We start from the raw sequence: 24,932 nt of genomic DNA on the forward strand, positions 1-24,932 counted from the left end.
CGCACCGGCCGGCGGGCGATCAGACTTTGCGCCGCACCACCCGGTCGAAGGCCTGCTTCGCGCGCCGTCCCAAGGCCTTCGTCTTCAGTGCCTGAAGCTCGCGCTTGAGCCGCGTGCGCTGCTCGGCCGACAGCGCGGTGCCGAAACGCCCGAGCGCCAGCTCCAGCGCCTCGCGCTGCGCCGCCACCCGGCCCTGCCGCCCTTCGGCCTCGGCCAGCCATTCGCAGGCATTGGCCACGCGCTCGCGCAAGGCCGCGTCGCCCGACTCGCCGAAGCGCGCGATGAGCAGGCGGTAGGCCTTGGCCTGGCCGGCCAGGTCGTCCATCTTGTCGAAGGCCTTGGCCTTGTTGATCAGCGACTTGGCGGCCCACAGCTGCAGGGCGCTGTCCCGCGCCATCGCCGTGCGCGCGATCACCTCGTCGTAGCTGGCCACGGCCTCGGCGAACCGGCCCGCGCGGCGCAGCACGGCGCCCTTGCGGAACAGCGCGCCGGCCACGCGCGCGCGCAGGTCGGGCAGCTCGGAATTGCCCCAGCGCGCAACGATCTCGTCGTGCACACGCATCTCGTCCGCGGGCCGCGCGAGGCGATCGAGCGCGGTGCTCTTGTATTGCAGGCACAGCGCCACCTGCGACTGCATTTCGGTGGAGGCATCGGCGCCGTAGCGCGCGTCCATCGCGTCGGCCGCCTCGACGACCTCGGCGAAGTGCTCCAGCGCCAGCAGGCAGAAGGTCTTGTGCGACAGGGCGCGGGCGCACTGGCGGCGCATGAGCGGGTGCGGCGAGGCGGCATGCGCGGCGAGCACCTCGTCGAACAGCGCGATGGCCTCGTGCGATGCGCCCGCGTCGCCGAGCTTGCGGCCTTCGCGGACGGTATCGCACGCCGCATCGAAGAGCTCGGCCGGCAGTTCGCCGGCGTCGAGGCCGCCGGTCTTGCGCAGCCGCTTCAGGCAGGCCTCGCGCCCGGCCGTCGCCTTCGCGCGCAGCTCGCGCATCTCCGGCGTGGCGCCGTCGCGCGAGGCCGCGACGAGCGGCTCGTACACCGCAAGCGCCGCCTCGGGCCGGCCCAGCAGGTCGAGCAGCACGAAGCCCTTGTGCAGCAAGGTGGTGGCCACGGTGCGCTGCACCACGGCGTCGCTGTCACGCGCGAAGGTGCCGAGCAGGCGCTCGCAGGCAGCCAGCGCGGCCTCGCCGTCGCCCTGGTCCCGCAGCCCCACGGCCCACTCGTGGGCGCGCACGGCCGCGAGGCGGCGCACCTGCGCGGAGGCGTCGTGGCCGTAGCGGTCGAGCAGCCAGCCGACCAGCTCGGCGCGGCGCGCGACCTCGTCGAGCCCGAGGCCGTCGAAGAACAGGGCCAGCGCGCGCACGCCCTCCAGCCGCAACTCGGGCGCGGCCTCGGCCAGGCCGGTCTCGATCTGGTCGGCCACCTGCAGGCACAGCACCTGCGCCTGCGTGTGCTGCGCCAGTTCGCGCAGGTTGAGCACCGCGGCCAGCCGGGCCCGCGCCACGCGCAGCACCACGCCGGCCTCGGCGCCGCCCTCGAAGCGTTCGATGGCCGCTTCGAGCGTGGCCAACGCGTCCTGCGGCAGGCCGCGGTGGTGTTCGATCTCGGCCTTCAGCAGGCGCGCGTCGAGCCGCCACGCATCGAGCGCGGCATCGGACTGTGCGTCGAGCTGCTCGCTCATGAAGTCGCAGGCCTCGCAACGCGCGGCCGCGTCGTCGATGAGCCAGGTGCGCTGGTACAGCGCGTGAGCGATGTGCGCGCGGATCTCGGGCTCGCTGCGCCCGCCGTGCGCGGCCACCAGGCGGTCGAGCGTGGCCAGCGCGTCGGCCGGGCGGTGCAGCTGGCGCAGCACGTGCGCGAGCAGCCGCAGCGCCTGGCAACAGGGCACGACCACGGCGGCATCGGGCAGCGCGCCGAACTCGGCGATCAGCCGGCTGCAGGCGGCGATCGCCTCGCGGCGGCGGCCGAGGTCGCTCAACAGCTCCGCCTGGCGAAAGCTCGCGGCGGCACGTTCGGCGGGAGATTGCTGCAGCTGCGCGGGCAAGACCGGGGCGTCGTTCAATGGCTTCGGTTGCTGCTGCGCGGAGGACTCGACTACATTCACCTTCGCTTCCTTGTGTGGCGCGCCCCGCGCGGAGCGGGGCGGAATGCAAGAACGGCGGATTCTGCCCGCGATCCCCCACGCATCGCGCGCGAATTCGCACCTTCTTCAACCTTCCTCACCCAGGCTTAGGCCTTTACGCTTCCTTTTCATGCGGATCCTCGGCATCGACCCCGGTTTGCAGACCACCGGCTTCGGCGTGGTCGATGCGGACGGCCATGCGCTGCGCTACGTGGCCAGCGGCACCATCAGCACCCGGCACCTGGGCAGCGGCAACCTGCCGGCGCGCCTGAAGGTGCTGTTCGACGGCATCGGCGAGATCACGGCGCGCTACCAGCCCGAGGCGTCGGCGGTCGAAATCATCTTCGTCAACGTCAACCCGCAGTCGACGCTGCTGCTGGGCCAGGCGCGCGGCGCCTGCGTGACGGCGCTGGTGAGCCACAACCTCTCGGTGGCCGAGTACACGGCGCTGCAGATGAAGAAGGCCGTGGCCGGCCATGGCCAGGCCGCGAAGGCGCAGGTGCAGGAGATGGTGAAGCGCCTGCTCGACCTGCCCGGCCTGCCGGGCGCCGACGCGGCGGACGCGCTGGGCATCGCCATCACGCACGCGCAGGTCGGCCGCTCGATGGCGCGGCTCGCGGAGGCGGCCGAGCTGTCGAAGACCCACGCCGGCACCTACCGGCAAGGGCGTTCGCGCTGAGGCTTCAGCGCACGATGTAGCGCAGGTCGCCCAGGCGCCGGCGGCGCTCGCGCACCTCGGCGGCCACCGACATCGCATCGCCAGCCAGCGCCCGCGCGATCCAGTCGGCCAGCTGCGGCATGTCCTCGGGCGTGAAGCCCAGCCGCACGATCTCGGGCACGCCCAGGCGCAGGCCGTTGATGTCGCCGTCGACCGGCGCGATCGGCAGGCCGATGCCGCAGGCCAGCAGGCCGCCCTGGGCCAACTGCTTCGCGGCGCGTTGCCCGCCGCCCCAGCGCGCGGCCTCGAGCGCGAACTGGTGCGACTGCGTGAAGCCGCGTGCCCTGGCGAACACGGGCAAGCCTTTGGCATCGAGTGCGCGTGCGAGCGCCTGCGCGGTGTCGCGCATCGCCGCCGCATAGGCCACGCCGTGCACCTTCCAGTCGAGCAGGCCACGGGCCAACGCCGCGGTGCGGCCCGCATCCGAGTTGGCCGTGAGACCCGGGTAGGCGATGGCGTCGATGCGCTCCATCAGCGCCGCATCGTTCGACACGATCAGCCCGCCGGCCGGGCCGCCCAGGCTCTTGTAGGTGCTCATGGTGATCGCGTGCGCGCCCTCTTCGAGCGGCTGTGGCCAGGCCTTGCCGGCCACCATGCCCGAGAGGTGCGCGGCATCGAAGAGCAGCTTCGCGCCCACGCTGTCGGCCACCTCGCGGATGGCGGACACCGGGTGCGGGAACAGGTTCAGGCTGCCGCCGATGGTGATGAGCTTCGGCTTCACCTCGCGCGCGAGCTTGGCCAGCGCGACTACGTCGACCGAGTAGCCGTCGGCATCGACCGGCGCCGGCACGGTCTTCAGGCCGTAGAGCCCGGCCGCGCCCGCCGCGTGGTGCGTCACGTGGCCGCCGATGGCGGGCGGCGGCGCGATGATCGTGTCGCCGGGCTGGCAGGTCGTCATGAACACGTAGAGGTTCGACAGCGCGCCCGAGCTCACGCGCACCTCGGCGAAGCGCGCGCCGAACACCTCGGCCGCCAGCTCGGCGGCGACGACCTCGATGCGCTCGATGGCGTCCAGCCCCATCTCGTACTTGTCGCCGGGGTAGCCCAGCGACGGACGCGACCCGAGCCCGCGTGACAGCAGCGCCTCGGCGGCGGGGTTCATCACGTTGGTGGCCGGGTTGAGGTTCAGCCCGTCGACGTCATGGATGCGGTGGCTGTCGGCCACGAGGCGCTCGATCTCGGCGGCCACGCCCGCCGCGTCGCGCGCGGCGGCATCGGCGGCAATGGCGAGCACGTGGTCCTCGCTGGCGGCGGGAACCCAGGAACGGCGGTGGAGGGCTGCGGGCATGCGGTGTCTCGCTGGGAGTGGTGGAAGGGAATGACCGCATGGTCGCGCCCCGTGCCTCAACGGGCAACACGGATAAACTGGGCCCGAGCCCTAGAAAAACTTGGCCTGCACGTCATTCCGATCATGTCCCTCGCCCCACCCCGCCCTCGCCTGCCACCGCACACGGCCGTGCGCGCCTTCGAGGCCGCGGCGCGCCACGGCAGCTTCGCGCGCGCGGCCGAGGAACTGTTCGTGACACCCGCCGCCGTCGCGCAGCAGATCAAGGCGCTCGAGACCTGGGCCGGCGGTGCGCTGTTCGAGCGGCACAGCCAGGGCATCCGGCTCAGCGCGCACGGCCGGCGCGCGCTGCCCGCGCTCAGCGCGGCGGTCGACCAGCTCGGCCTCGCGGTGCAGGCGCTGCGCCAGGAGACGCAGACCGCCGCGCGCCGCAGCACGCTGCAGGTGGCGGCCCTGCCGGCCATGGCGCAGCTGTGGCTGTCGCCGCGGCTCTCGCGGCTGAAGGCCGCGCTGCCCGGCGTGCAGGTGTCGGTGACGGCGCTGGAGCAGCCGCCGAACTTCCGGCGCGAGCCTTTCGATCTCGGGCTGTTCTACGCACGCGGCGCCGAAGCCGCCGTCGGCGCCACGGGCATCGCGCTCGCGCGCGACCGCCTCGTGCCCGTGTGCAGCCCGCGCGTGCGCGCATCACTGGAGAGCGCACGCCCGCGCCCGCTCGACGACCTCGTCGACGTGCTCGCGCGCTGCGGCGGCCTGCACGACACGGTGTGGCGCGACGACTGGTCTCGCTGGCTGCAGGCCGTGCGCCCCGGCACCACCTCGACCGAAGCCGATGCGCTGGCTGCCGGCCCGGATTTCTCGCTCTACAGCCTCGCGCTGCAGGCCGCGCTCGACGGCGAAGGGGTGCTGATGGGGCGCGAGCGGCTGGTGGCGCCGTTGCTCGAGAAAGGCCGGCTGCACGCGCCCTGGGGGCGGCCGAAGGCGCTGGGAGACACGCTGATGCTGCTGGTGCCTGCGCACCGCAAGGGGCCGCTGCTCGCGCAGCAGGTGCAGGCGCTGCAGGCCCTGGTCGATTGAGCGGCTCGCGCTACGCGACGCGCTCGGCGATGAGAACGGCGAAGAAGCCGAGCGCCGCCAGCACCGTCCACTTGAACACGATCCAGCCGAAGCGGCGGTACTTGACCTGCCCCGTGCCCGCATAGAACGCGAAGGACACGCCCGCCACCAGCAGAAGCAGCAGGATGGCCCAGCGAAAGAGAAGCATCGGAAAGAAAAGGCGTGCGCCGGGCTTACCAGGCCCGCGCCACTTCGCCGAAGCCGCGCGGTGCGCGCTTCTCGTCCTCGAAGGTCACGACCTCGTAGGCGTCGCTGTGCGAGAGCAGCTCGCGCAGCAGCTTGTTGTTGAGCGCATGGCCCGAGCGGAACGCGGTGTACGCGGCCAGCAGCGGCTTGCCGATGATGTACAGGTCGCCCATGGCGTCGAGGATCTTGTGCTTCACGAACTCGTCGTCGTAGCGCAGGCCGCCGGCATTGAGCACCTTGGTGTCGTCCATGACGATGGCGTTGTCCAGGCCACCGCCGAGCGCCAGGCCCTTGCTGCGCATGTACTCGACTTCTTTCGTGAAGCCGAAGGTGCGTGCGCGCGCGATGTCGCGGCTGTACGAGTCGGTGCCCAGGTCGAACTCCACGCGCTGGCCGGTGGAGTTGACGACGCGGTGGTCGAAGTCGATCTCGAAGCTCAGCTTGAAGCCGTGGTACGGCTCCAGGCTCGCCCACTTCTCGTTGGCGCCCTCGCCTTCGCGCACCTCGACCTTGCGCAGCACGCGGATGAAGCGGCGCGGCGCCTTCTGCAGCTCGATGCCCGCGCTTTGCAGCAGGAACACGAAGGACGAGGCCGACCCGTCGAGGATCGGCACTTCGTCGGCCGTGATGTCGATGTAGAGGTTGTCGATGCCCAGGCCCGCGCAGGCGGACATGATGTGTTCGACGGTCTGCACCTTGGCGCCGCCCGTGGAGACGGTGGACGCCAGGCGCGTGTCGGTGACCGATTCGGCGGTCATGCGGATCTCGACCGGCTCGGGCAGGTCGACGCGGCGAAACACGATGCCCGTGTCGGCCGGGGCCGGTCGCAGGGTCAGCTCCACGCGTTGGCCGCTGTGAAGCCCCACGCCCACGGCGCGGCTGATCGACTTGAGGGTTCGTTGTTGCAGCACGCCCGAGATTTTAGGCGGGCGGCGACCGTGACGCCCTATTCCCTTCGCTATGGCCGCGATAGACATGGTCCGGTCAGACAAGAAAAAACAAAAAGCCGGGAGCCCCCGGCGATGGACGCAAGGGGCACGAGGTGGACGCAGCGCCTAGAGCCGGGGGGCAGTCCCTTTCAGGTCTTCCCCGTCCCCTTGCGAACCCTCGTGCCCTCTGCGTTCGGTGGCGTGTCACTTCGCGAAACACCGCGGAACCGGCTTTGCCGGGCCGCAGGTGTTGCCCCCGGTAGGGGGTTGGAGAAGCGACACGAAGTGCGCGTAGCCTGGGGGCGAGCCTATTTAGTCGGCTTGACGACGCAGGAATGCGGGGATCTCGAAGTCGTCCATGCCACCCGACGACAGCGCGTCGACCTTGGCAGCGGCCATCGTGCGGTTGGTGCGCCACACGCTGGGCACGGCCATGCCGTCGTAGTTGGGCTGGCTGCCCGAACCACCACCCGCGTGGCCCACGCCGCCGAGCGTCGGCACGGTGAACGGGATGTTGTCGGTGCCGGTGCGGATCACTTCGAGCGTCGGGGCCTGGCGGCGTGCGTCGGCGCGCGACAGGCCCGTGGCCACCACCGTGACGCGCATCTGGTCGCCCAGGCTTTCGTCGTAGGCGGCGCCGTAGATCACGTGCGCGTCCGGCGAGGCGTAGGCGCGGATGGTGTTCATCGCGAGCTTCGACTCGTTCAGCTTCAGCGAACCCTTCGATGCCGTCACCAGCACCAGCACGCCCTTGGCGCCCGAGAGGTCGATGCCTTCGAGCAGCGGGCAGGCCACGGCCTGTTCGGCGGCGATGCGCGCGCGGTCCGGGCCTGCTGCGGCAGCGGTGCCCATCATGGCCTTGCCGGGTTCGCCCATCACGGTGCGCACGTCTTCGAAGTCGACGTTCACGCCGCCGTACTCGTTGATGATTTCCGAGATACCGCCCACGGCGTTCTTCAGCACGTCGTTGGCGTGCGCGAAGGCTTCGTCTTGCGTGATGTCTTCACCGAGCACGTCCAGCAGCTTCTCGTTGAGCACGACGATCAGCGAGTCGACGTTGGCTTCGAGTTCGGCCAGGCCGGCGTCGGCGTTGGTCATGCGACGGCCGCCTTCCCAGTCGAAGGGCTTGGTCACCACGCCCACCGTCAGGATGCCCATTTCCTTGGCCACGCGCGCGATCACGGGAGCCGCGCCGGTGCCGGTGCCGCCGCCCATGCCGGCCGTGATGAACAGCATGTGCGCGCCGTCGATGGCGGCGCGGATGTCGTCCACCGCGGCTTCGGCCGCGTCACGGCCCTTCTCGGGCTTGCTGCCGGCGCCCAGGCCGCTGATGCCCAGCTGGATGTTCTTGTGCGCGTTGCTGCGTTGCAGGGCTTGCGCGTCGGTGTTGGCGCAAACGAACTGCACGCCTTGCACACCACGCTCCATCATGTGGGCGACCGCATTGCCACCGCCGCCGCCGACACCGATCACCTTGATCTGCGTGCCCTGGTTGAATTCTTCGACTTCGATCATTTCGATGGTCATTTCTAACTCCTTGAATATTGCAGTTGCCGTTATGTGTCTATGAATATTTCTTCTGCCGTGACGTGATCAACGGGATCGCCGTCGCGATGGTGGACCGGTGCGTCGCCATCGCTCGTTGAAATGCAGCGGAGGGCCCGCGCGTGCGAGCCAGAGTGGGGAGTGGTTCATGGTCAGAAGTTCCCCACGATGAAGTCCTTGAAACGTCCGAACGCAGTCTTTACGGACCCGTTCTTCTGTGCGACCTTGAAGCCACGCATGCGTGCAAAACGTGCCTCCTCGAGCAGGCCCATCACGGTGGCCGCGCGCGGCTGCGCCACCATGTCCGAGAGCGCGCTCGAGTACTTCGGAATGCCGCGGCGCACGGGCTTGAGGAAGATGTCTTCACCGAGCTCGACCATGCCGGGCATGACGGCGCTGCCGCCCGTGAGCACCACGCCCGACGACAGCACTTCCTCGTAGCCCGACTCGCGCACCACCTGCTGCACCAGCGAGAAGATTTCTTCGATGCGCGGCTCGATCACGCCGGCAAGCGCCTGCTTGCTCAACATGCGCGGGCCGCGATCGCCAAGGCCGGGGACTTCGACCTGCGATTCAGGGTCGGCCAGCAGCTGCTTGGCGTAGCCGTGCTCGACCTTGATGTCCTCCGCGTCCTTGGTGGGCGTGCGCAGGGCCATCGCGATGTCGCTCGTGATGAGGTCGCCGGCGATCGGGATCACCGCCGTGTGGCGGATCGCGCCGTTGGTGAAGATCGCCACGTCGGTGGTGCCCGCGCCGATGTCGACCAGCACCACGCCCAGTTCGCGCTCGTCTTCGGTCAGCACCGCCTGGCTCGAGGCCAGCGGGTTCAGCATCAGCTGGTCGACCTCCAGGCCGCAGCGGCGCACGCACTTGATGATGTTCTCGGCCGCGCTCTGCGCGCCGGTCACGATGTGCACCTTGGCCTCCAGGCGCATGCCGCTCATGCCGATCGGCTCCTTCACGTCCTGGCCGTCGATCACGAACTCCTGCGGCTCCACCAGCAACAGGCGCTGGTCGCTCGAGATGTTGATGGCGCGCGCCGTCTCGACCACGCGGGCCACGTCGGCGGGCGTGACTTCCTTGTCCTTCACCGCCACCATGCCGCTCGAGTTGATGCCGCGGATGTGGCTGCCGGTGATGCCGGTGTAGACGCGGCTGATCTTGCAGTCGGCCATCAGCTCGGCTTCTTTCAACGCCTGCTGGATGCTCTGCACGGTGGCGTCGATGTTCACCACGACGCCGCGCTTGAGGCCGTTGCTGGGCGCGATGCCCAGGCCGGCCAGCTTGAGCTCGCCGCCTTGCAGCACCTCGGCCACGACCACCATCACCTTGGCGGTTCCGATGTCCAGGCCTACGACCAGGTCTTTGTATTCTTTGGGCATGTAGATGTCCTCGGTATTCGCTACTTGATTTTTCTTGGGGCCTCGGGCGAGACCGTGGTGACGCCGCGCAGCCGCAGGGCATACGCGTCGTTGTGGCGCAGATCGGCGCGTTCGACGTCGGCCACCGTGCGGCGGTACTGGCCCGCGACCTGCGTCACGGTCTTCAGGAACCGCTGCAGGCGCGCCGACACCTCGTCGCTCTGGCCACGGCCGAGTTCGATCTCGGCCCCGCTGTCCAGCAGCACCTTCCAGCTGCCGCGGCTGGACAGCCGCAGCTCGGCGATGTCGAAGTCGTAGGGCTCGAACATCGGCGCGAGCACGCGGTACATGCCCAGCACCTGCCCGGCCTGCTCGATCGGGCCGTCCAGGCGCGGCAGGTCGGCATCGACCTCGGCCACGTTGGCCTCGAACACATCGCCGAAGCCGTTGATCAGCTTGGAGCCGGCTTCGTCGCCCCACACCGCCACCGGCACCTGCTCGGTCAGCGTCACGCGCAGCTTGTTCGGGAACTCGCGCCGCACCACCGCGCTGCGCACCCATGGCACCGTCTCGAAGGCGGTGCGCGCACGCGCCAGGTCGATGGTGAAGAAGTTGCCCTTGAGCTGCGGCGCCACGTTGGCGCGCAGCGTGACCGCGTTGTTGTGCGTGACCTCGCCGTCCACCTTGATGCCCGAGATCGGGAAGAAAGGCTGGCGCAGCACCCACCACGCGCTCGCCGCCAGCAGCATGAGCGCCACCAGCACGAACGCAACGTTCGCGACGATGTTCATCAGCTTGACGTCGAAGGGAGCGGGGATGCTGTCGGCCATGGCTTAGTTCGCGCCTCCCTTGGCATCCAGCGATGCGGACGCGAGCACGCGCACGCACAGCTCTTCGTAGGGAATGCCCGCCGCGCGCGCCGACATCGGCACCAGCGAATGGCTGGTCATGCCGGGCGAGGTGTTCATCTCGAGCAGGAAGGGCTTGCGGTCGCTGGCGCGGATCATCACGTCGGCGCGGCCCCAGCCGCGGCAGCCGAGCGTGTGGTACGCGGCCAGCGTGATGCGCTGGATCTCGCGTTCCTCGGCTTCGGGCAGGCCGCTCGGGCACTGGTACTTCACGTCGTCGGTGAAGTACTTGTTCTGGTAGTCGTAGGCGCCCTCGGGCGCAGCGATGCGCACCACCGGCAGCGCGCGCGCGTCCAGGCCCTGGCCGAGCACGGCGCAGGTCACTTCTTCGCCGTCGATGAACTCTTCGCACAGCACGTCGGCGTCGAACTTCGCCGACAGCGCGACCGCATCCTGCATCTGCGAGTAGCCCTCGACCTTGGTCACGCCGATGGACGAGCCCTCGCGCGGCGGCTTCACGATCAACGGCAGGCCGAGCACGTCGGGCACCACCATGATCTGCTCGCGGCTTTGCTGGTCGAAGGCCAGGCGCACGTACTTGGGCGTCGGCAGGCCGTCGGCCTGCCAGATGCGCTTGGTCATGACCTTGTCCATCGCCACGCTCGAGGCCATCACGCCCGAGCCGGTGTAGGGAATGCCGAGCAGCTCGAGCGCACCCTGCACGGTGCCGTCTTCGCCGTGGCGACCATGCAGCGCGACGAAGCAGCGATCGAAGCCTTCGCGCTTCAGGTCGGTCAGCTCGCGCTCCGACGGGTCGAAGGCATGCGCGTCGACGCCGCGCGAACGCAGGGCCTGCAGCACGCCGGCGCCGGACATCAGCGACACCTCGCGTTCGGCGGAACTGCCGCCGAACAGCACGGCCACCTTGCCGAAAAGTTGTGGATCCTGAAGGCTCACGCGGCCCTCCCCTTGCGCGCAGTGCGCTCTGAAGTTGTTGATGAGGGTGCGGGCGGCGTGCCGAGTTCGACCACCTTGCCCGGCACCGCGCCGATGGAGCCCGCGCCCATGCACAGCACCACGTCGCCCGCGCGGGCGTTGTCCAGGATGGCCTGCGGCATGGCGACGATGTCGTCCACGAACACCGGCTCGACCTTGCCGGCCACGCGCAGCGCGCGCGCCAGCGTGCGGCCGTCGGCGGCCACGATGGGCGCCTCGCCCGCGGCATAGACCTCGCCCAGCAGCACCGAATCGGCCGTGCCGATGACCTTCACGAAGTCCTCGAAGCAGTCGCGCGTGCGGGTGTAGCGGTGCGGCTGGAAGGCCAGCACCAGCCGGCGCCCCGGGAAAGCGCCGCGCGCGGCCGCGATGGTGGCCGCCATCTCGACCGGGTGGTGGCCGTAGTCGTCGATGACGGTGAAGGTGCCGCCGGCCGTGTCGTTCGGCACGGCCACGTCGCCGTAGCTCTGGAAGCGACGGCCCACGCCCTTGAAGCCGGCGAGGCCGCGCTGCACCGCTTCGTCGGCAATGCCGAGCTCGACCGCCATGGCGATCACCGACAGCGCGTTGCGCACGTTGTGCTCGCCCGGCAGGTTCAGCACGATGGGCAGGTCGGGCAGCGTCACGCCGTTGCGGCGCTGCGCGGTGAAATGCATCTGGCCGCCGACGGCGCGCACGTCGATGGCGCGCACCTGGGCGTCCTCGCCGAAGCCGTAGCTGGTGACCGGGCAGGTCACGTCGGCCACGATTTCGCGCACCGCCGGATCGTCGGTGCACAGGATGGCCACGCCGTAGAACGGCATGCGGTGCAGGAAATCGACGAAGGCTTTCTTCAGCTTCGCGAAGTCGTGCCCGTAGGTCTCCATGTGGTCGGCGTCGATGTTCGTGACCACCGCCATCACAGGCAGCAGGTTCAGGAACGAGGCGTCCGATTCGTCGGCCTCGACCACGATGTAGTCGCCGCTGCCCAGCTGCGCGTTGGCGCCGGCGCTGTTCAGGCGCCCGCCGATCACGAAGGTCGGGTCGAGCCCGGCGGCCTCGAGCACGCTGGCGGCCAGGCTGGTGGTGGTGGTCTTGCCGTGCGTGCCGGCGATGGCGATGCCCTGCTTCAGGCGCATCAGCTCGGCGAGCATGAGCGCACGCGGCACGACGGGAATGCGCTTTTCTCGCGCGGCCAACACCTCGGGGTTGTCCGACTGCACGGCGGTGGAGGTGACGACCGCGTCCGCGCCGTCGATGTGCGCGGCGGCGTGGCCCACGAAGGTGCCGATGCCCAGGCCCGCGAGCCGGCGCAGCGTGGCGCTGTCGGACAGGTCGGAGCCGGTGATCCGGTAGCCCAGGTTCAGCAGCACCTCGGCGATGCCGCTCATGCCCGAGCCGCCGACGCCGACGAAGTGGATGTGACGGATCGCGTGCTTCATTTCGCAAGCTCCTCGCAGGCGCGGACGACCGCGTCCACTGCTTCGGTCTTCTGCAGGGTCTTGGCCTTGGTGGCCCGGTCGATCAAGGTCGCGCGTTCGGTTTTCTGTAGCAAATCAGCCAGCAATTCAGGGGTGAGGTCGGTCTGTTGCACCAGCCAGCCACCGCCCGCGTCCACGAGGAAGCGCGCGTTGGTGGTCTGGTGGTCGTCGACCGCCGAGGGGAAAGGCACGAACAGCGCTGCTGCGCCGACGGCCGCGATTTCGGTGACGGTGCTGGCGCCGGCGCGCGCGACGATGAGGTCGGCCTCGGCGTACGCCTGCGCGGTGTCGTCGATGAAGGGCGTGAGTTCGCCCTCGACGCCGGCCGCCGCATAGTTGGCGCGCAGTTCGTCGATCTGCTTGGCGCCGCTCTGGTGCAGCACCTGCGGGCGTTCGGCGGGCGCGATGCGCGCCAGCGCCTGCGGCACGACGGCGTTGAGCGCACGCGCGCCCAGGCTGCCGCCGACCACCAGCAATTTGAGCGGCCCCGTGCGGCCCGCGAAGCGCGTGGCCGGATCGGGCTGCGACGTGAACGCCGCGCGCAGCGGATTGCCCACCCACTGCGCCTTCTTCAGCACGTTCGGGAAGGCCGTGAACACGCGGTCGGCCACGCCCGCCAGCACCTTGTTGGCGAGGCCGGCGACCGAGTTCTGCTCGTGCAGCACCAGCGGCTTGCCCATCAGCACGCCCATCATCCCGCCCGGGAAGGTGATGTAGCCGCCCAGGCCCACCAGCACGTCGGGCTTCACGCGGCGCACCACGGCCAGGCTCTGCCAGAAGGCGCGCAGCAGCTTCAGCGGCAACAGGAACAGCGTGAGCGGCCCCTTGCCGCGCACGCCGCCGAACTGCACCGGCTCGAAGGCGAAGCCGCGCGGAGGCACGAGCTTTTCTTCCATGCTGCCGGGCGCGCCCAGCCAGTGCACGCGCCAGCCGCGCTCGCGCAGGGCCTCGGCCACGGCCAAACCCGGGAAGATGTGCCCGCCCGTGCCGCCTGCCATGACCAGCGCAGTGCGCGTCATACGCGACCTCCCCGCATCAGCACACGGTTCTCGTAGTCGATGCGCAGCACGACGGCGAGCGCCACGAGGTTCATCAAGATCGCCGAGCCGCCGAAGCTCATCAGCGGCAAGGTCAGGCCCTTGGTCGGCAGTGCGCCCAGGTTCACGCCCATGTTGATGAAGGCCTGGAAGCCGATCCACACGCCCACGCCCTGGGCCACGAGGCCCGAGAACACGCGGTCCAGCGCGATCGCCTGGCGGCCGATGTGCATGATGCGGCGCGTGAGCCACAGGAACAGGCCGATGATCAGCAGCACGCCGATGAGGCCGAACTCCTCGCCGATCACGGCCAGCAGGAAGTCGGTGTGCGCCTCGGGCAGCCAGTGCAGCTTCTCGACGCTGCCGCCCAGGCCCACGCCGAAGACCTCGCCGCGCCCGATGGCGATCAGCGAGTGCGACAGCTGGTAGCCCTTGCCCAGCGCGTGCTCCTCGCTCCAGGGATCGAGGTACGCAAAGATGCGCTCGCGGCGCCACGGGCTGCTCGCCACGATGGAGCCGAAGGCCACCACCACCAGCGTCGCGATCACGAAGAACATGCGCGCGTTCACGCCGCCCAAAAACAGGATGCCCATGGCGATCACGGCGATCACCATGAAGGCGCCCATGTCGGGCTCGGCCATCACCAGCATGCCGACCACCACCACCGCGATGCCCATCGGCAGCACGGCGCGGAAGAAGCGCTCCTTGATCTCCATCTTGCGCACCATGTAGCTGGCGGCGTAGAGCACCATCGCGAACTTGGCCAGCTCCGACGGCTGGAAGCGCATGAAGCCCATCGGCAGCCAGCGGCGCGCGCCGTTCACGTTGATGCCGATGTGCGGAATGAGCACCGCCACCAGCAGCAGCAGCGAAGCCACGAAGAGCCAGGGCGCGGCGCGCTCCCAGGTCTTCATCGGGACCTGGAAGGTCAGCAGCGCGGCGATGAAGGCGATGACCAGCGAGGCCGCATGCCGCGTGAGGAAGTACGAGGCGCTGTAGCCGGCGCGTGCGAAGCGCGGGTTGTCGGGCAGTGCGATCGAGGCCGAATACACCATGATCAGGCCCCAGGTCATCAGCGCGACCGTGACCCAGACCAGCGCCTGGTCGAAGCCCAGCACGCGCATCGGCGTGGCCTTGGTCTGCGCGACACCGGCGCCGCCCAGCCGCACGGGCAGGTGCACGGGCAGCGAATCCATGCCGCTGCGGGCGCGCCTGAACCAGCCGCCGAAACGGCTGCCGGTGCTGGTTTCCTGGCCTGCGGCTGCGGAGTTCAAATCGGGTCCTCCATCGATCCGGCGGTGGACAGCGAAGCTTGCGGGGCGTACGACACCACCGCGTCGTCGCCACCCACGGCCTCGCGCGGGCTGTCGGCATAGGCCTCGACGGCCTCGCAGAACACCTCGGCACGGTGCGCGTAGTCCTTGAACATGTCGAAGCTCGCACAGGCCGGCGACAGCAGCACGGCATCGCCGGGGTGGGCGCGCGCGGCGGCGAGCTTCACGGCCTCTTCCATCGAGCCCGCATGCTTCAGCGAGACGCCGGTGGAAGCCAGCGCGGCCTCGATCAGCGGGGCGTCGCGGCCGATCAGCACGACGGCGCGCGCGTACTGGCGCACGGGGTCGGCCAGCGGCTCGAAGTCCTGGCCCTTGCCTTCGCCGCCGAGGATCACGACCACGCGGCGTTCTTCACCGAGGCCGCTCAGTGCGGCCACAGTGGCGCCGACGTTGGTGCCCTTGCTGTCGTCGAAGAACTCGACCTCGTCCACGATGGCGATCGGCTCGACGCGGTGCGGCTCGCCGCGGTACTCGCGCAGGCCGTAGAGCATCGGGCCCAGCGGGCAGTCGGCGGCGCTGGCGAGCGCAAGCGCCGCCAAGGCGTTCATGGCGTTGTGGCGGCCGCGGATGCGCAGCGCGTCGGCAGGCATGAGGCGCTGGAAGAAGAGCTCTTCTTCGACCACCGCGCCGCGCTTGCGCTTTTGCGTTTCGTCGGCTTCCAGCGCGCGCACCAGCCAGGCCACGCCGTTGATGCGCTCGATGCCGTAGTCGCCCGGGCGCAGCGGCATCGCGCCGCCGAAGGTGACGTGGGTGCGGATCTGCGGACGCTGCAGCCGCACCTTGACCGGCGGCGGCAGCATGGCCATCACGCCGGCGTCGTCGCGGTTCAGGATCATCAGGCCCTTGGCGCCGAAGATGCGCGCCTTCGCGGCCGCGTAGGCCGGCATGTCGCCATGCCAGTCGAGGTGGTCCTGCGTGAGGTTGAGCACGGTCGCGGCCGTGGGCTCGAAGCCCTGCACGCCGTCGAGCTGGAAGCTCGAGAGTTCGAGCACCCACACGTCGGGCAGCGTGCCGGCGTCGAGGTGCCCGGCCAGCGTGTCGAGCAGCGTGGGGCCGATGTTGCCGGCCACGGCCACGGTCTTGCCCGCGCGTTCGACCAGCTGGCCGGTGAGCGAGGTGACGGTGGTCTTGCCGTTGGTGCCGGTGATGGCGAGCACGGCGGGCGTGTAGCCCTTGGGCGCTTCGGGCTCGGGTTCGGGCACGAGTTCGAGTTGCGGCGTGGCCTCTTCCTCGACCGCGGCCGACGCCGGGTTGGTGGCGGACAGCTCGGCGATCTTGGCGACGAACTCGGCGGCCTCGCGCGCCGCGGTGGGCACGTAGGGCTTGCCGGGGGTCGGGAGCCGGGAGACGGTGGCGGCGGGGGCGGGCGACACGGCAGGCGTATCAGCAGTGGCCGGCGCTGCGCCGTCTTCCGTGGTGGCGTCTTCCGTGGTGGCGCCGTCGGCGACGACGTCTTCGGTGGGCGGCGTCACCGGCACGCTCAGCGATGCATCGCGCGGCATGGCTTCAGCCATGGCGGGCGGTGTGGCTTCAGCGGCTTCGGTCGGTTCGACGGGAGCGACGGGTTCGGCTTCTGCGGCAGTCGCATCGACTGACAGTGCGGCTTCGGTCGACTCAGCGGCCACGGCCTCCATGGGTGCAACCGCCTCGGTCGCCTCAACAGCTTCGACGGGCGCGGCCGCTTCGGGCTCGCCTTCGACAACCGCAGCAGCCTCCGGCGCAGGCACTTCCGGCGTTTCGGCCACCGCAGCCTCCGCCACAGGGACTTCTTCGCTCAAGGCCAGTTCGGCCTGGGCCGGCGTTTCAACGACAGGCTCGACCACGGCGGTTTCGACCGGCACTTCAGCTTCGGCTTCCACCACCGGCACCTCGACCGTCTGCAGATCGAGCAGCGCGCGCGCGAACAGGTCCAGCTCGCCGCCGACCACGAGACCCACGGCCTTGGCGGCGTCGACGACCGGCGCCAGCGTCGCGGGCGACAGGCCCGGCGAGCGGTACACGGCGCGGATCGGCGTGCCTTCGACCAGCGCGGCCGTGAACGGCCCGCCGATGAAGGTGGCATCAGGCAGCTCGGCCTGCAGCGTCGCGAGCGAGGCGGGCGCCTCACGCGTGTCGGCCACAGTCACGACCGCGCCGTGGCGCGCGCACCAGCGCGCCATCGCCAGCCCGGACGCGCCGAGGCCGAGGATGAGAACGGGGAGGTCTTTCAGGTGCCGCATGGTTTTCTTGTTACCGCAGCTTCAGCGTCGACAGGCCGATGAGGCACAGCAGCATCGTGATGATCCAGAAGCGCACGACGACCTGCGTCTCGCGCCAGCCGCTCTTCTCGAAGTGGTGGTGCAGCGGCGCCATCTTGAGCACGCGCCGGCCTTCGCCATAACGCTTCTTCGTGTACTTGAAGTACATGACCTGGGCCATCACCGAGATCGCCTCGACCACGAAGATGCCGCCCATGATGAAGAACACGATCTCCTGGCGCACGATGACCGCGATGGTGCCCAGCGCGCCGCCCAGCGCGAGCGCGCCCACGTCGCCCATGAAGACCTGCGCCGGATGGGTGTTGAACCAGAGGAACGCGAGCCCCGCGCCGGCCATGGCCGAGCAGAACACCAGCAGCTCGCCCGAGCCGGGGATGTTGGGGAACAGCAGGTACTTGGAGTACACCGCGCTGCCCGTGACGTAGGCGAACACGCCCAGCGCCGAGCCCACCATCACCACCGGCATGATCGCCAGGCCGTCCAGGCCGTCGGTGAGGTTGACGGCGTTGCTCGCGCCCACGATCACCAGGTAGGTGAGGATCACGAAGCCGATGCCGCCCAGCGGGTAGCTGACTTCCTTGAAGAACGGCACCAGCAGGTTGATCTTGGGCGGAAAGTCGAGGTCGAAGCCCGAGCGCACCCAGGCGTAGAACAGCTCGAGCACGCGCCAGTTGGAGCTCTCGGAAATGCTGAACAGCAGGTAGAAGCCCGCGAGCAGGCCGACCAGCGATTGCCAGAAGTACTTCTCGCGCGAGCGCATGCCTTCGGGGTCCTTGCGCACCACCTTGCGCCAGTCGTCCACCCAGCCGATGGCGCCGAAGCCCATCGTGACCCACAGCACGATCCACACGAAGCGGTTCGAGAGGTCGAACCACAGCAAGGTGGCGAAGGCGATGGCGAACAGCACCAGCACGCCGCCCATGGTGGGCGTGCCGCTCTTGGTCAGGTGCGTTTCCATGCCGTAGCCGCGGATCGGCTGGCCGATCTTGAGCGCGGCGAGGCGACGAATGACGTACGGGCCGGCCACCAGGCCGACCACGAGCGCGGTCAGCGCGGCCATGAGGGCGCGGAACGTGAGGTAGTTGAAAACGCGCAAGAACCCGAACTCGGGCGACAGCGTCTGCAGCCATTGGGCCAGGGACATCAGCATGGTGTGTTGCGCGGCTCATGCGTCATGACCGGCCTCCTTTTGTTGTTGTGCTTCGATCGCCTGCACCACGCGCTCCATCTTCATGAAGCGCGACCCCTTGACCAGCACGCTGCCCAGCTGCGGCAGTCGGGCGAGCACGGCCGCGCGGAGCGTGTCGAAATCGTCGAAATGGCGTCCATCGACACCATCGTTGTTGTTGAAAGCCGTCGCCGCATGCACGGTCTCGCCGCCCAGCGTGTAGACGGCGTCGAGGCCGCGCTGGCGCGCCCAAGCGCCGACCTCGGCGTGGAATTCCGGCGAGCGGTCGCCGACCTCGCCCATTTCGCCGAGCACCAGCAGGCGCGGCGCGGGCAGGCCGGTGAGCACGTCGATGGCGGCAATCACGGAATCGGGGTTGGCGTTGTAGCTGTCGTCGACCAGCGTGAGCGCGTGCCCGCCGGGCAGCACGACCTCGCTGGCGCGCGAACGGCCCTTGACGGGCTCGAAGGCCGACAGGCCCGCGGCGATGGTGTCGAGCGACACGCCGGCCGCGAGCGCGCAGGCGGTGGCGGCGAGCGCGTTGCCCACGTTGTGGCGGCCCGCGATGTGCAGGCGCGCCTCGAAGGCGCCCAGCGGCGTGCGCACGCGAACGCGCCAGGCGCCCTGCTGCCATTCGGCGCTGTCGAGCGAGATGTCGGCATCGGCGTGCTCGCCGAAGGTCAGGCAGCGGCGCGAACCGCTCTGGCGCGCCAGGTCGGTCCACAGCGAGGTGAAGGTGTCGCCGTACGGGAACACGGCGGTGCCGTCGTCGGGCAGTTCGGCAAACACGGCGGCGTTCTCGATGGCGACCGCCTCGACGCTGGCCATGAACTCCTGGTGCTCGCGCTGCGCGTTGTTGACCAGCGCGATGGTCGGGCGCGACATGGCGGCCAGCCGCGCGATCTCGCCCGGGTGGTTCATGCCCAGTTCGAGCACTGCCAGTTGGTGCTGCGCGCGCAGGCGCAGCAGCGTGAGCGGCACGCCGATCTCGTTGTTGAAGTTGCCGGCCGTGGCCAGCGCGCGGTCGGCGCGGAAGGCCGCGAGCACGGCCGCGATCATCTGCGTGACCGTGGTCTTGCCGTTGCTGCCGGTGACGGCGATCAGCGGCAGCTGGAACTGCGCGCGCCAGCCGGCGCCCAGCGCACCGAGCGCGATGAGCGAGTCGGGCACCTCGAAGCCGGCGAGCCCCGCGGCTTCGAGGCCGCCGTGCGCAATGGCGGCCACGGCGCCCTGCTGCTTCGCGTCGGCCAGGAAGTCGTTGGCGTCGAAGCGCTCGCCCTTGAGCGCGACGAACAGGTCGCCGGCGGCCAGGGTGCGGGTGTCGGTGTGGACGCGGGCAATCACGGTGGCCGGGTCGCCCACGAGGCGCGACCCTGGCACCCATTGCTGCGCCTGTGCCAGCGTGAGGTTGAGCGGCGTGGAGACGGGCGTGGCCATGGCGGTCATGCGGCACCCCGCTTCGCGAGCGCGTCGAGCGCGTGGGTCTTGTCGGAGAACGGCAGGCGCTGGCCCGCGATCTCCTGCCACTCTTCGTGGCCCTTGCCGGCGATCAGCACCACGTCTTGCGGCGCCGCCTGGGCGATGGTTTCAGCGATGGCGCGCGCACGGTCGACCTGCACGCGGGCCGCTTCGACGCGCGTGAAGCCGCGCAGCGCCTGGCTGATGATGGCGTCGGGGTTCTCGTTGCGCGGGTTATCGCTGGTGAGCACGACATGGTCGGCCTGCCGCTCAGCGACGGCCGCCATCAGCGGGCGCTTGATCGGGTCGCGGTTGCCGCCGCAGCCGAACACGCACCACAGTGCGCCGCCGCGTTGTTTGGCCAACGGGCGCAGGCCGGCGAGGGCCTTGTCGAGCGCGTCGGGCGTGTGGGCGTAGTCGACCACGGCCAGCGGCGCGCCGTCGGTCGGCTGCACGCGGTCCATGCGGCCCGGCACGCTGCTGAGGTGGGCGCAGGCGGCCACGGCCTGGGCGAGCGTGAGGCCCAGCGCGCGCAAGGTGCCGAGCACGCCGAGCAGGTTGGCGACGTTGTACTGGCCGATGAGCCCGGTGGCGAGCCGTTCGGCGGGCGCCGTGCTGCCGTGCTCGGCCACGGTGAACTGCAGGCCCTGCGCGTCGTAGCCGATGTCGCGCGCCACCAGCCGTGCGGGCTTGCCGCCGGCCGAGACGGTCCAGACGTCGAGCGCGCCGATGCCGGCGTCCAGCAGGTTGGCGCACAGGCTGGCGCCATGCATGTCGTCGATGTTGATCACCGCGGCGCGCAGGCCGGGCCAGCGGAACAGCTCGGCCTTGGCCTGCCAGTAGGCGTCCATGCTGCCGTGGTAGTCGAGGTGATCCTGCGTGAAATTGGTGAACACGGCGACCGCGATGCGGCAGCCGTCGAGCCGGCGCTCGGCAATGCCGATCGACGAGGCCTCGATGGCGCAGGCGCCGAAGCCTTCGGTGACGAAGCCGCGCAGCGCGCGCTGCAGCATCACGGGGTCGGGCGTGGTCAGGCCGGTGTAGGTGAGTTCGGGCGGCACGCCGATGCCCAGCGTGCCGACCACGGCGCAGGGCGACGGCGCGCCGCGCTCGGTGGTGCCGTCGGGGCGCATGGCGCGCACGCCGCCGGCCGCGCGCAGCGTGGACAGCGATTCGGCCAGCCACCACGCGGTGGAGGTCTTGCCGTTGGTGCCGGTCACGGCCAGCAGGTCGAGCTGCGCCGAGGGGTTGTCGTAGAAGGCGGCGGCGATCGGGCCGGTGGCGGCCTTGAGGCCGGGGTAGCTCACGATGCGCTCGTCGCCATCGAAACCGAAGGCGTCCACGCCCTCGTGCTCGACGAGGCAGGCCACGGCGCCCTGCGCCAGCGCGGCCGCCACATGCTGTCGGCCGTCGGTGGCGGCACCGGGCCAGGCGATGAAGGCGTCGCCCGGGCCGACCGCGCGGCTGTCCGCGAGCAGCGCGCCCTGCACGCGCTCTTTCAGCCAGAACGCGGCGGTGGTGGGGGAAGTGAGTGTCAGCATGTCAGAAGCTCTCGGGGACGTCTTGCGTCTGCACGAGGGGTTTGACCGCCAGATCGGGCGGGACGTTCATCATGCGCAGGGTCTGCTGCACGACTTCGCTGAACACCGGCGCCGCGGCGAGGCCGCCGAAATACTGGCCGTCGGTCGGCTCGTCGATCATCACCGCGACGATGATGCGTGGCTTCTCGATGGGCGCCATGCCGGTGAACCAGGCGCGGTACTTGTTGCTGGCGTAGCCCTTGCCGACCTGCTTGTGGGCCGTGCCCGACTTGCCGCCGACCGAGTAGCCCACCGTCTGCGCGCGCGTGCCGGTGCCGCCCGGGCCGGCGGCCATCTGCAGCATCTTGCGCACCGCAAGCGCGTTGGAGGGCGAGAACACGCGCACGCCGACCGGCGGCTCGGTGTTCTTCAGGATGGTGACCGGAATGATGGAGCCGTCGTGCGCGAACGAGGTGTACGAATGCGCCATCTGGAACAGCGAGGCCGACAGGCCGTAACCGTAGGCCATGGTGGCCTGCTCGACCGGCTTCCAGGTCTTCCACGGACGCAGCCGGCCCGTCACGGCGCCGGGGAACTGGATCTGCGGCTTCTGGCCGTAGCCCAGCGCGGTGTAGGTGTCCCACATCTCGTGGGGCGTCATCTTCTGGGCGATCTTGAGCGCGCCCACGTTGCTCGACTTCTGGATCACGCCCTCCACCGTCAGCGAGCCGTAGTTGTGGGTGTCGCTGATGGTGAAGCCGCCCAGCTGGTAGCGCCCGGGCGCGGTGTCGATGATGGTCGAGGGCTTGACGCGGCCGGCCTCCAGCGCCATCGCCACGGTGATGGGCTTCATGGTCGAGCCGGGCTCGAAGGTGTCGGTGAGCGCGCGGTTGCGCAGCTGCTCGCCGGTGAGGTTCTGGCGCTTGTCGGGCACGTAGCTCGGGTAGTTGGCCAGCGCCAGCACCTCGCCGGTGGTGCTGTCGAGCACCACCACGCTGCCGGCCTTGGCACGGCGCGCGGTGACGGCGTCGCGCAGCTTCTGGTAGGCGAAGAACTGCACCTTGCTGTCGACGCTGAGCTGGATGTCGCGGCCCTCGACCGGCGGCACCTGCTCGCCCACGCCCTCGACCACGCGGCCCAGCCGGTCCTTGATGACGCGGCGCGAGCCGGCCTTGCCGGCCAGCTCCTTGTTGAACGCCAGCTCGATGCCTTCCTGGCCGTTGTCTTCCACGTTGGTGAAGCCCACCACGTGCGCCGCCGCCTCGCCCTCGGGGTACTGGCGCTTGTATTCCTTGCGCTGGTAGATGCCCTTGAGGTTGAGCGCCGCGATCTGCTTGGCGATGGGCTCGTCGACCTGGCGCTTGATCCAGACGAAGGTCTTGTCTTCGTCTTCCAGCTTCTTGTCGAAGTCCTTTTGCGGCATGCCGAGCAGCTTGGCCACCTGCTTGAGCTTGGCGCGCACCTCGGGGTCGTCGCGCTCCACGTCTTCGGGAATGGCCCAGATGCTGGGCGCCACCACGCTCGAGGCCAGGATGAGCCCGTTGCGATCGAGGATGCGCCCGCGGTTGGCCGGCAGCTCCAGCGTGCGCGCGAAGCGCACCTCGCCCTGGCGCTGGAAGAAGCTGTTGTTGAAGACCTGCACGTACGCAGCCCGGCCCGCCAGCATGACGAAGCCGAAGGCGATGCCGGCGACGATGAACTTGCTGCGCCACACCGGCGTCTTGCTCGCGAGCAAGGGACTGGTGGTGTAGCGCACGCTGCGGTTGCCGCGGCTCATCGGGCGGGCCTCGCGGTGGTGCCGGGCTTGGGCGGCGTGGTCGGCGGCAGCGGCGCGACGGCCGGGATCACCGAGCCGTCGGGGCGCACGTACTGCGTGATGGCCGGCGAGGCCGTGCGCATCTGCAGCTGTTCCTTGGCCAGCTTCTCCACGCGCAGCGGCGTGGCCTGGGCGCGCTTCTCGACCTGCAGGCGGTCATGCTCGGTTTCGAGCTTGCGCGTCTCCTGCAGCGCGCGGTCGAACTCCGTGTAGAGCTGGCGCGACTGGTACTGGGTGTGCACAAGGTACAAAGCCGTCGCAATGACGGCCAGCAGAAGAAGCAGGTTGATGCGCGCCATGGCTACCCGGCCTCCGTGCGTTCGGCCACCCGGAGGATGGCGCTGCGCGAGCGCGGGTTGCCGCGCACTTCTTCTTCGGACGGCTTGATGCGCTCGAGCGCGTGCAGCTTCATCACCTTGGGCGCAGCGAAGGGCGCGCGGCGGTCGTAGACCTCCTTCGAGTGCTTGGCGATGAACTGCTTGACGATGCGGTCTTCGAGCGAATGGAAGCTGATCACCGCGAGGCGGCCGCCGGGCGCGAGCACCGACAGGCTGGCTTCTAGCGCTTGTTGCAGCTCCTCAAGCTCGGCGTTGATGAAAATCCGAAAAGCCTGAAATGTGCGCGTTGCAGGGTTCTGGCCCTGCTCGCGGGTTTTGACCGTGCCAGCCACGAGCTCGGCCAGTTCGGTGGTGGTTGAAATTGCGCCCCGTTCTTGTCTGCGAGCAACAATCGCCTTTGCAATCTGAACAGCAAACCGTTCTTCGCCATAGTCACGGATCACCTCTGCAATTTGTTGAAGTTCGGCCGTTGCCAGCCACTCGGCCACGCTCTCGCCGCGCGTGGTGTCCATGCGCATGTCGAGCGGACCGTCGAAACGGAAACTGAAGCCGCGCACCGGGTTGTCGATCTGCGGCGAACTCACGCCCAGGTCCATCAGCAAGCCGTTGACGCTGGCGTCGGGCAATTCGCCCAGCGAGCGGAATCCCTGGTGGCGGATAGAAAAACGCGCATCCGAGATGCGCGCTGCTTCGGCCACCGCTTCTGCATCCTTGTCGAATGCGATGAGCCTGCCTTCCGGCGCCAGCCGCGCGAGGATGGCGCGCGCATGCCCTCCGCGGCCGAAGGTGGCGTCCACGTACGTGCCCGTGGCTGCCGCGCTGCCGGAAAGAAGGGCTTCCACCGCCTCGTTCAACAAGACGGTCGTGTGGGTCAGGGGGGTGTTCACGGGGCTCCTCAGAACGCGAAGTCCTGAAACACATCCGGCATCTCGCCCTGGGTGGCCTCGGCCTCCTTGGCCTCGTAGGTGGCCTTGTCCCAGAGTTCGAAGTGGTTGCCCATGCCCAGCAACAGCGTCTCGCGGTTGATGCCGGTGGCGGCGCGCAGCTCGGGCGACACCAGCACGCGGCCGGTGCCGTCCATCTCGACGTCCATCGCGTTACCGAGGAAGACGCGCTTCCACCACTGCGCCGACATCGGCAGCGCAGCAATGCGTTCGCGAAATTTTTCCCATTCGGGACGGGGGAACACCATCAGGCATCCGTGCGGATGCTTGGTGATCGTGAGCTGGCCGCCTGCCGTGGCGCTCAGGACGTCGCGATGCCGGGTCGGCACGGAGAGCCGCCCCTTGGCATCCAGACTGAGCGATGAAGCGCCTTGAAACACGACCACGAAACCCCTGTGGTGGGAGGTGCCGCGACACCCGGAAGGGGCGTTGCCCGCACTTTTTCCCACTTAACTGCACTTTTTTCCACTGTAGCAGGAAACACTTGCGACGCAAC

The 24,932-nt window shown here is 69.6% G+C and carries 21 protein-coding genes; 2 read left to right on the top strand and 19 right to left on the bottom strand.

Annotated elements, in window-relative coordinates; all coding sequences use genetic code 11:
* Positions 1 to 19 precede the first annotated feature (19 nt).
* Positions 20 to 2,104, bottom strand: coding sequence for a tetratricopeptide repeat protein (locus tag AC07SQ_RS18010; protein WP_495272328.1), 2,085 nt, complete (start codon positions 2,102 to 2,104; stop codon positions 20 to 22).
* 148 nt (positions 2,105 to 2,252) lie between these two features.
* Between AC07SQ_RS18010 and ruvC the strand changes: the two genes are divergently transcribed.
* Positions 2,253 to 2,801, top strand: coding sequence for a crossover junction endodeoxyribonuclease RuvC (ruvC, locus tag AC07SQ_RS18015; RefSeq protein WP_062474210.1), 549 nt, complete (start codon positions 2,253 to 2,255; stop codon positions 2,799 to 2,801).
* A 4-nt stretch (positions 2,802 to 2,805) separates the two neighbouring features.
* Here ruvC and AC07SQ_RS18020 read toward each other — a convergent pair whose 3' ends face one another.
* Complete coding sequence (locus tag AC07SQ_RS18020) at positions 2,806 to 4,128, bottom strand: alpha-methylserine aldolase (RefSeq protein WP_495272327.1); 1,323 nt, start codon at positions 4,126 to 4,128, stop codon at positions 2,806 to 2,808.
* Between the two features lie 123 nt (positions 4,129 to 4,251).
* On the opposite strand from AC07SQ_RS18020, the gene AC07SQ_RS18025 reads away from it, so the two are divergent.
* The gene (locus tag AC07SQ_RS18025) at positions 4,252 to 5,199 is read left to right on the top strand and encodes a LysR family transcriptional regulator (protein ID WP_495272326.1); all 948 of its coding nucleotides are present in this window, start codon (positions 4,252 to 4,254) and stop codon (positions 5,197 to 5,199) included.
* A 10-nt stretch (positions 5,200 to 5,209) separates the two neighbouring features.
* Here the strand turns inward: AC07SQ_RS18025 and AC07SQ_RS18030 are convergent, their stop codons facing one another.
* From AC07SQ_RS18030 to mraZ, 17 genes are all read right to left on the bottom strand, one after another.
* Complete coding sequence (locus AC07SQ_RS18030; RefSeq protein WP_167394968.1) at positions 5,210 to 5,386, bottom strand: hypothetical protein; 177 nt, start codon at positions 5,384 to 5,386, stop codon at positions 5,210 to 5,212.
* 25 nt (positions 5,387 to 5,411) lie between these two features.
* Positions 5,412 to 6,335, bottom strand: a complete 924-nt coding sequence (lpxC, locus tag AC07SQ_RS18035; RefSeq protein WP_056575680.1) for a UDP-3-O-acyl-N-acetylglucosamine deacetylase — start codon at positions 6,333 to 6,335, stop codon at positions 5,412 to 5,414.
* A gap of 330 nt (positions 6,336 to 6,665) precedes the next feature.
* Complete coding sequence (ftsZ, locus tag AC07SQ_RS18040) at positions 6,666 to 7,880, bottom strand: cell division protein FtsZ (protein ID WP_062474218.1); 1,215 nt, start codon at positions 7,878 to 7,880, stop codon at positions 6,666 to 6,668.
* 170 nt (positions 7,881 to 8,050) lie between these two features.
* Complete coding sequence (ftsA, locus tag AC07SQ_RS18045) at positions 8,051 to 9,280, bottom strand: cell division protein FtsA (protein WP_056575685.1); 1,230 nt, start codon at positions 9,278 to 9,280, stop codon at positions 8,051 to 8,053.
* 20 nt (positions 9,281 to 9,300) lie between these two features.
* Positions 9,301 to 10,089 carry a cell division protein FtsQ/DivIB gene (locus AC07SQ_RS18050; protein ID WP_062474220.1) on the bottom strand — a complete coding sequence of 263 codons (789 nt, stop codon included), beginning with the start codon at positions 10,087 to 10,089 and terminating at the stop codon, positions 9,301 to 9,303.
* 3 nt (positions 10,090 to 10,092) lie between these two features.
* Positions 10,093 to 11,064, bottom strand: a complete 972-nt coding sequence (locus AC07SQ_RS18055; protein ID WP_492698064.1) for a D-alanine--D-alanine ligase — start codon at positions 11,062 to 11,064, stop codon at positions 10,093 to 10,095.
* Entirely contained in the window at positions 11,061 to 12,524 is a 1,464-nt protein-coding gene (murC, locus tag AC07SQ_RS18060) for a UDP-N-acetylmuramate--L-alanine ligase (protein WP_307635886.1), read from the bottom strand. The genes AC07SQ_RS18055 and murC overlap by 4 nt, the downstream gene beginning before the upstream one ends.
* On the bottom strand, positions 12,521 to 13,582 hold the full coding sequence (gene murG / locus AC07SQ_RS18065) for an undecaprenyldiphospho-muramoylpentapeptide beta-N-acetylglucosaminyltransferase (protein ID WP_492698066.1): 1,062 nt from the start codon (positions 13,580 to 13,582) through the stop codon (positions 12,521 to 12,523). The genes murC and murG overlap by 4 nt, the downstream gene beginning before the upstream one ends.
* Positions 13,579 to 14,874 (bottom strand): putative lipid II flippase FtsW, encoded by a 1,296-nt coding sequence (ftsW, locus tag AC07SQ_RS18070; RefSeq protein WP_062474228.1) that lies wholly within the window; start codon positions 14,872 to 14,874, stop codon positions 13,579 to 13,581. Before ftsW ends, murG begins: the two co-directional genes overlap by 4 nt.
* The gene (gene murD / locus AC07SQ_RS18075; protein ID WP_495272325.1) at positions 14,871 to 17,153 is read right to left on the bottom strand and encodes a UDP-N-acetylmuramoyl-L-alanine--D-glutamate ligase; all 2,283 of its coding nucleotides are present in this window, start codon (positions 17,151 to 17,153) and stop codon (positions 14,871 to 14,873) included. The genes ftsW and murD overlap by 4 nt, the downstream gene beginning before the upstream one ends.
* Before the next feature lie 10 nt (positions 17,154 to 17,163).
* Complete coding sequence (gene mraY, locus AC07SQ_RS18080) at positions 17,164 to 18,342, bottom strand: phospho-N-acetylmuramoyl-pentapeptide-transferase (RefSeq protein ID WP_070060130.1); 1,179 nt, start codon at positions 18,340 to 18,342, stop codon at positions 17,164 to 17,166.
* Between the two features lie 15 nt (positions 18,343 to 18,357).
* Positions 18,358 to 19,797 carry a UDP-N-acetylmuramoyl-tripeptide--D-alanyl-D-alanine ligase gene (locus tag AC07SQ_RS18085; protein ID WP_495272495.1) on the bottom strand — a complete coding sequence of 480 codons (1,440 nt, stop codon included), beginning with the start codon at positions 19,795 to 19,797 and terminating at the stop codon, positions 18,358 to 18,360.
* Positions 19,798 to 19,802: 5 nt separating this feature from the next.
* Entirely contained in the window at positions 19,803 to 21,359 is a 1,557-nt protein-coding gene (locus tag AC07SQ_RS18090) for a UDP-N-acetylmuramoyl-L-alanyl-D-glutamate--2,6-diaminopimelate ligase (RefSeq protein WP_495272324.1), read from the bottom strand.
* Between the two features lies 1 nt (position 21,360).
* Positions 21,361 to 23,115, bottom strand: a complete 1,755-nt coding sequence (locus AC07SQ_RS18095) for a peptidoglycan D,D-transpeptidase FtsI family protein (protein WP_095743607.1) — start codon at positions 23,113 to 23,115, stop codon at positions 21,361 to 21,363.
* Positions 23,112 to 23,453: a cell division protein FtsL gene (gene ftsL, locus AC07SQ_RS18100; protein WP_062474236.1), complete on the bottom strand. Its 342-nt coding sequence runs from the start codon at positions 23,451 to 23,453 to the stop codon at positions 23,112 to 23,114. Before ftsL ends, AC07SQ_RS18095 begins: the two co-directional genes overlap by 4 nt.
* A gap of 2 nt (positions 23,454 to 23,455) precedes the next feature.
* Positions 23,456 to 24,379: a 16S rRNA (cytosine(1402)-N(4))-methyltransferase RsmH gene (rsmH, locus tag AC07SQ_RS18105; RefSeq protein WP_062474238.1), complete on the bottom strand. Its 924-nt coding sequence runs from the start codon at positions 24,377 to 24,379 to the stop codon at positions 23,456 to 23,458.
* A gap of 8 nt (positions 24,380 to 24,387) precedes the next feature.
* Complete coding sequence (gene mraZ / locus AC07SQ_RS18110) at positions 24,388 to 24,816, bottom strand: division/cell wall cluster transcriptional repressor MraZ (RefSeq protein ID WP_056576192.1); 429 nt, start codon at positions 24,814 to 24,816, stop codon at positions 24,388 to 24,390.
* Between the last annotated feature and the right edge of the window lie 116 nt (positions 24,817 to 24,932).

This window comes from Variovorax sp. GW821-FHT06D12 (genome assembly GCF_059419205.1).

What these genes read in the sequence shown, in the direction of transcription:
- ftsZ (WP_062474218.1), bottom strand. Translation starts at nt 7,880, where the DNA reads ATGACCATCGAAATGATCGAAGTCGAAGAATTCAACCAGGGCACGCAG.
- AC07SQ_RS18025 (WP_495272326.1), top strand. Translation starts at nt 4,252, where the DNA reads ATGTCCCTCGCCCCACCCCGCCCTCGCCTGCCACCGCACACGGCCGTG.
- murG (WP_492698066.1), bottom strand. Translation starts at nt 13,582, where the DNA reads ATGACGCGCACTGCGCTGGTCATGGCAGGCGGCACGGGCGGGCACATC.
- AC07SQ_RS18030 (WP_167394968.1), bottom strand. Translation starts at nt 5,386, where the DNA reads ATGCTTCTCTTTCGCTGGGCCATCCTGCTGCTTCTGCTGGTGGCGGGC.
- murD (WP_495272325.1), bottom strand. Translation starts at nt 17,153, where the DNA reads ATGCGGCACCTGAAAGACCTCCCCGTTCTCATCCTCGGCCTCGGCGCG.
- ruvC (WP_062474210.1), top strand. Translation starts at nt 2,253, where the DNA reads ATGCGGATCCTCGGCATCGACCCCGGTTTGCAGACCACCGGCTTCGGC.
- ftsA (WP_056575685.1), bottom strand. Translation starts at nt 9,280, where the DNA reads ATGCCCAAAGAATACAAAGACCTGGTCGTAGGCCTGGACATCGGAACC.
- AC07SQ_RS18095 (WP_095743607.1), bottom strand. Translation starts at nt 23,115, where the DNA reads ATGAGCCGCGGCAACCGCAGCGTGCGCTACACCACCAGTCCCTTGCTC.
- AC07SQ_RS18090 (WP_495272324.1), bottom strand. Translation starts at nt 21,359, where the DNA reads ATGCTGACACTCACTTCCCCCACCACCGCCGCGTTCTGGCTGAAAGAG.
- murC (WP_307635886.1), bottom strand. Translation starts at nt 12,524, where the DNA reads ATGAAGCACGCGATCCGTCACATCCACTTCGTCGGCGTCGGCGGCTCG.
- AC07SQ_RS18050 (WP_062474220.1), bottom strand. Translation starts at nt 10,089, where the DNA reads ATGGCCGACAGCATCCCCGCTCCCTTCGACGTCAAGCTGATGAACATC.
- AC07SQ_RS18020 (WP_495272327.1), bottom strand. Translation starts at nt 4,128, where the DNA reads ATGCCCGCAGCCCTCCACCGCCGTTCCTGGGTTCCCGCCGCCAGCGAG.
- mraY (WP_070060130.1), bottom strand. Translation starts at nt 18,342, where the DNA reads ATGCTGATGTCCCTGGCCCAATGGCTGCAGACGCTGTCGCCCGAGTTC.
- ftsL (WP_062474236.1), bottom strand. Translation starts at nt 23,453, where the DNA reads ATGGCGCGCATCAACCTGCTTCTTCTGCTGGCCGTCATTGCGACGGCT.
- AC07SQ_RS18085 (WP_495272495.1), bottom strand. Translation starts at nt 19,797, where the DNA reads ATGGCCACGCCCGTCTCCACGCCGCTCAACCTCACGCTGGCACAGGCG.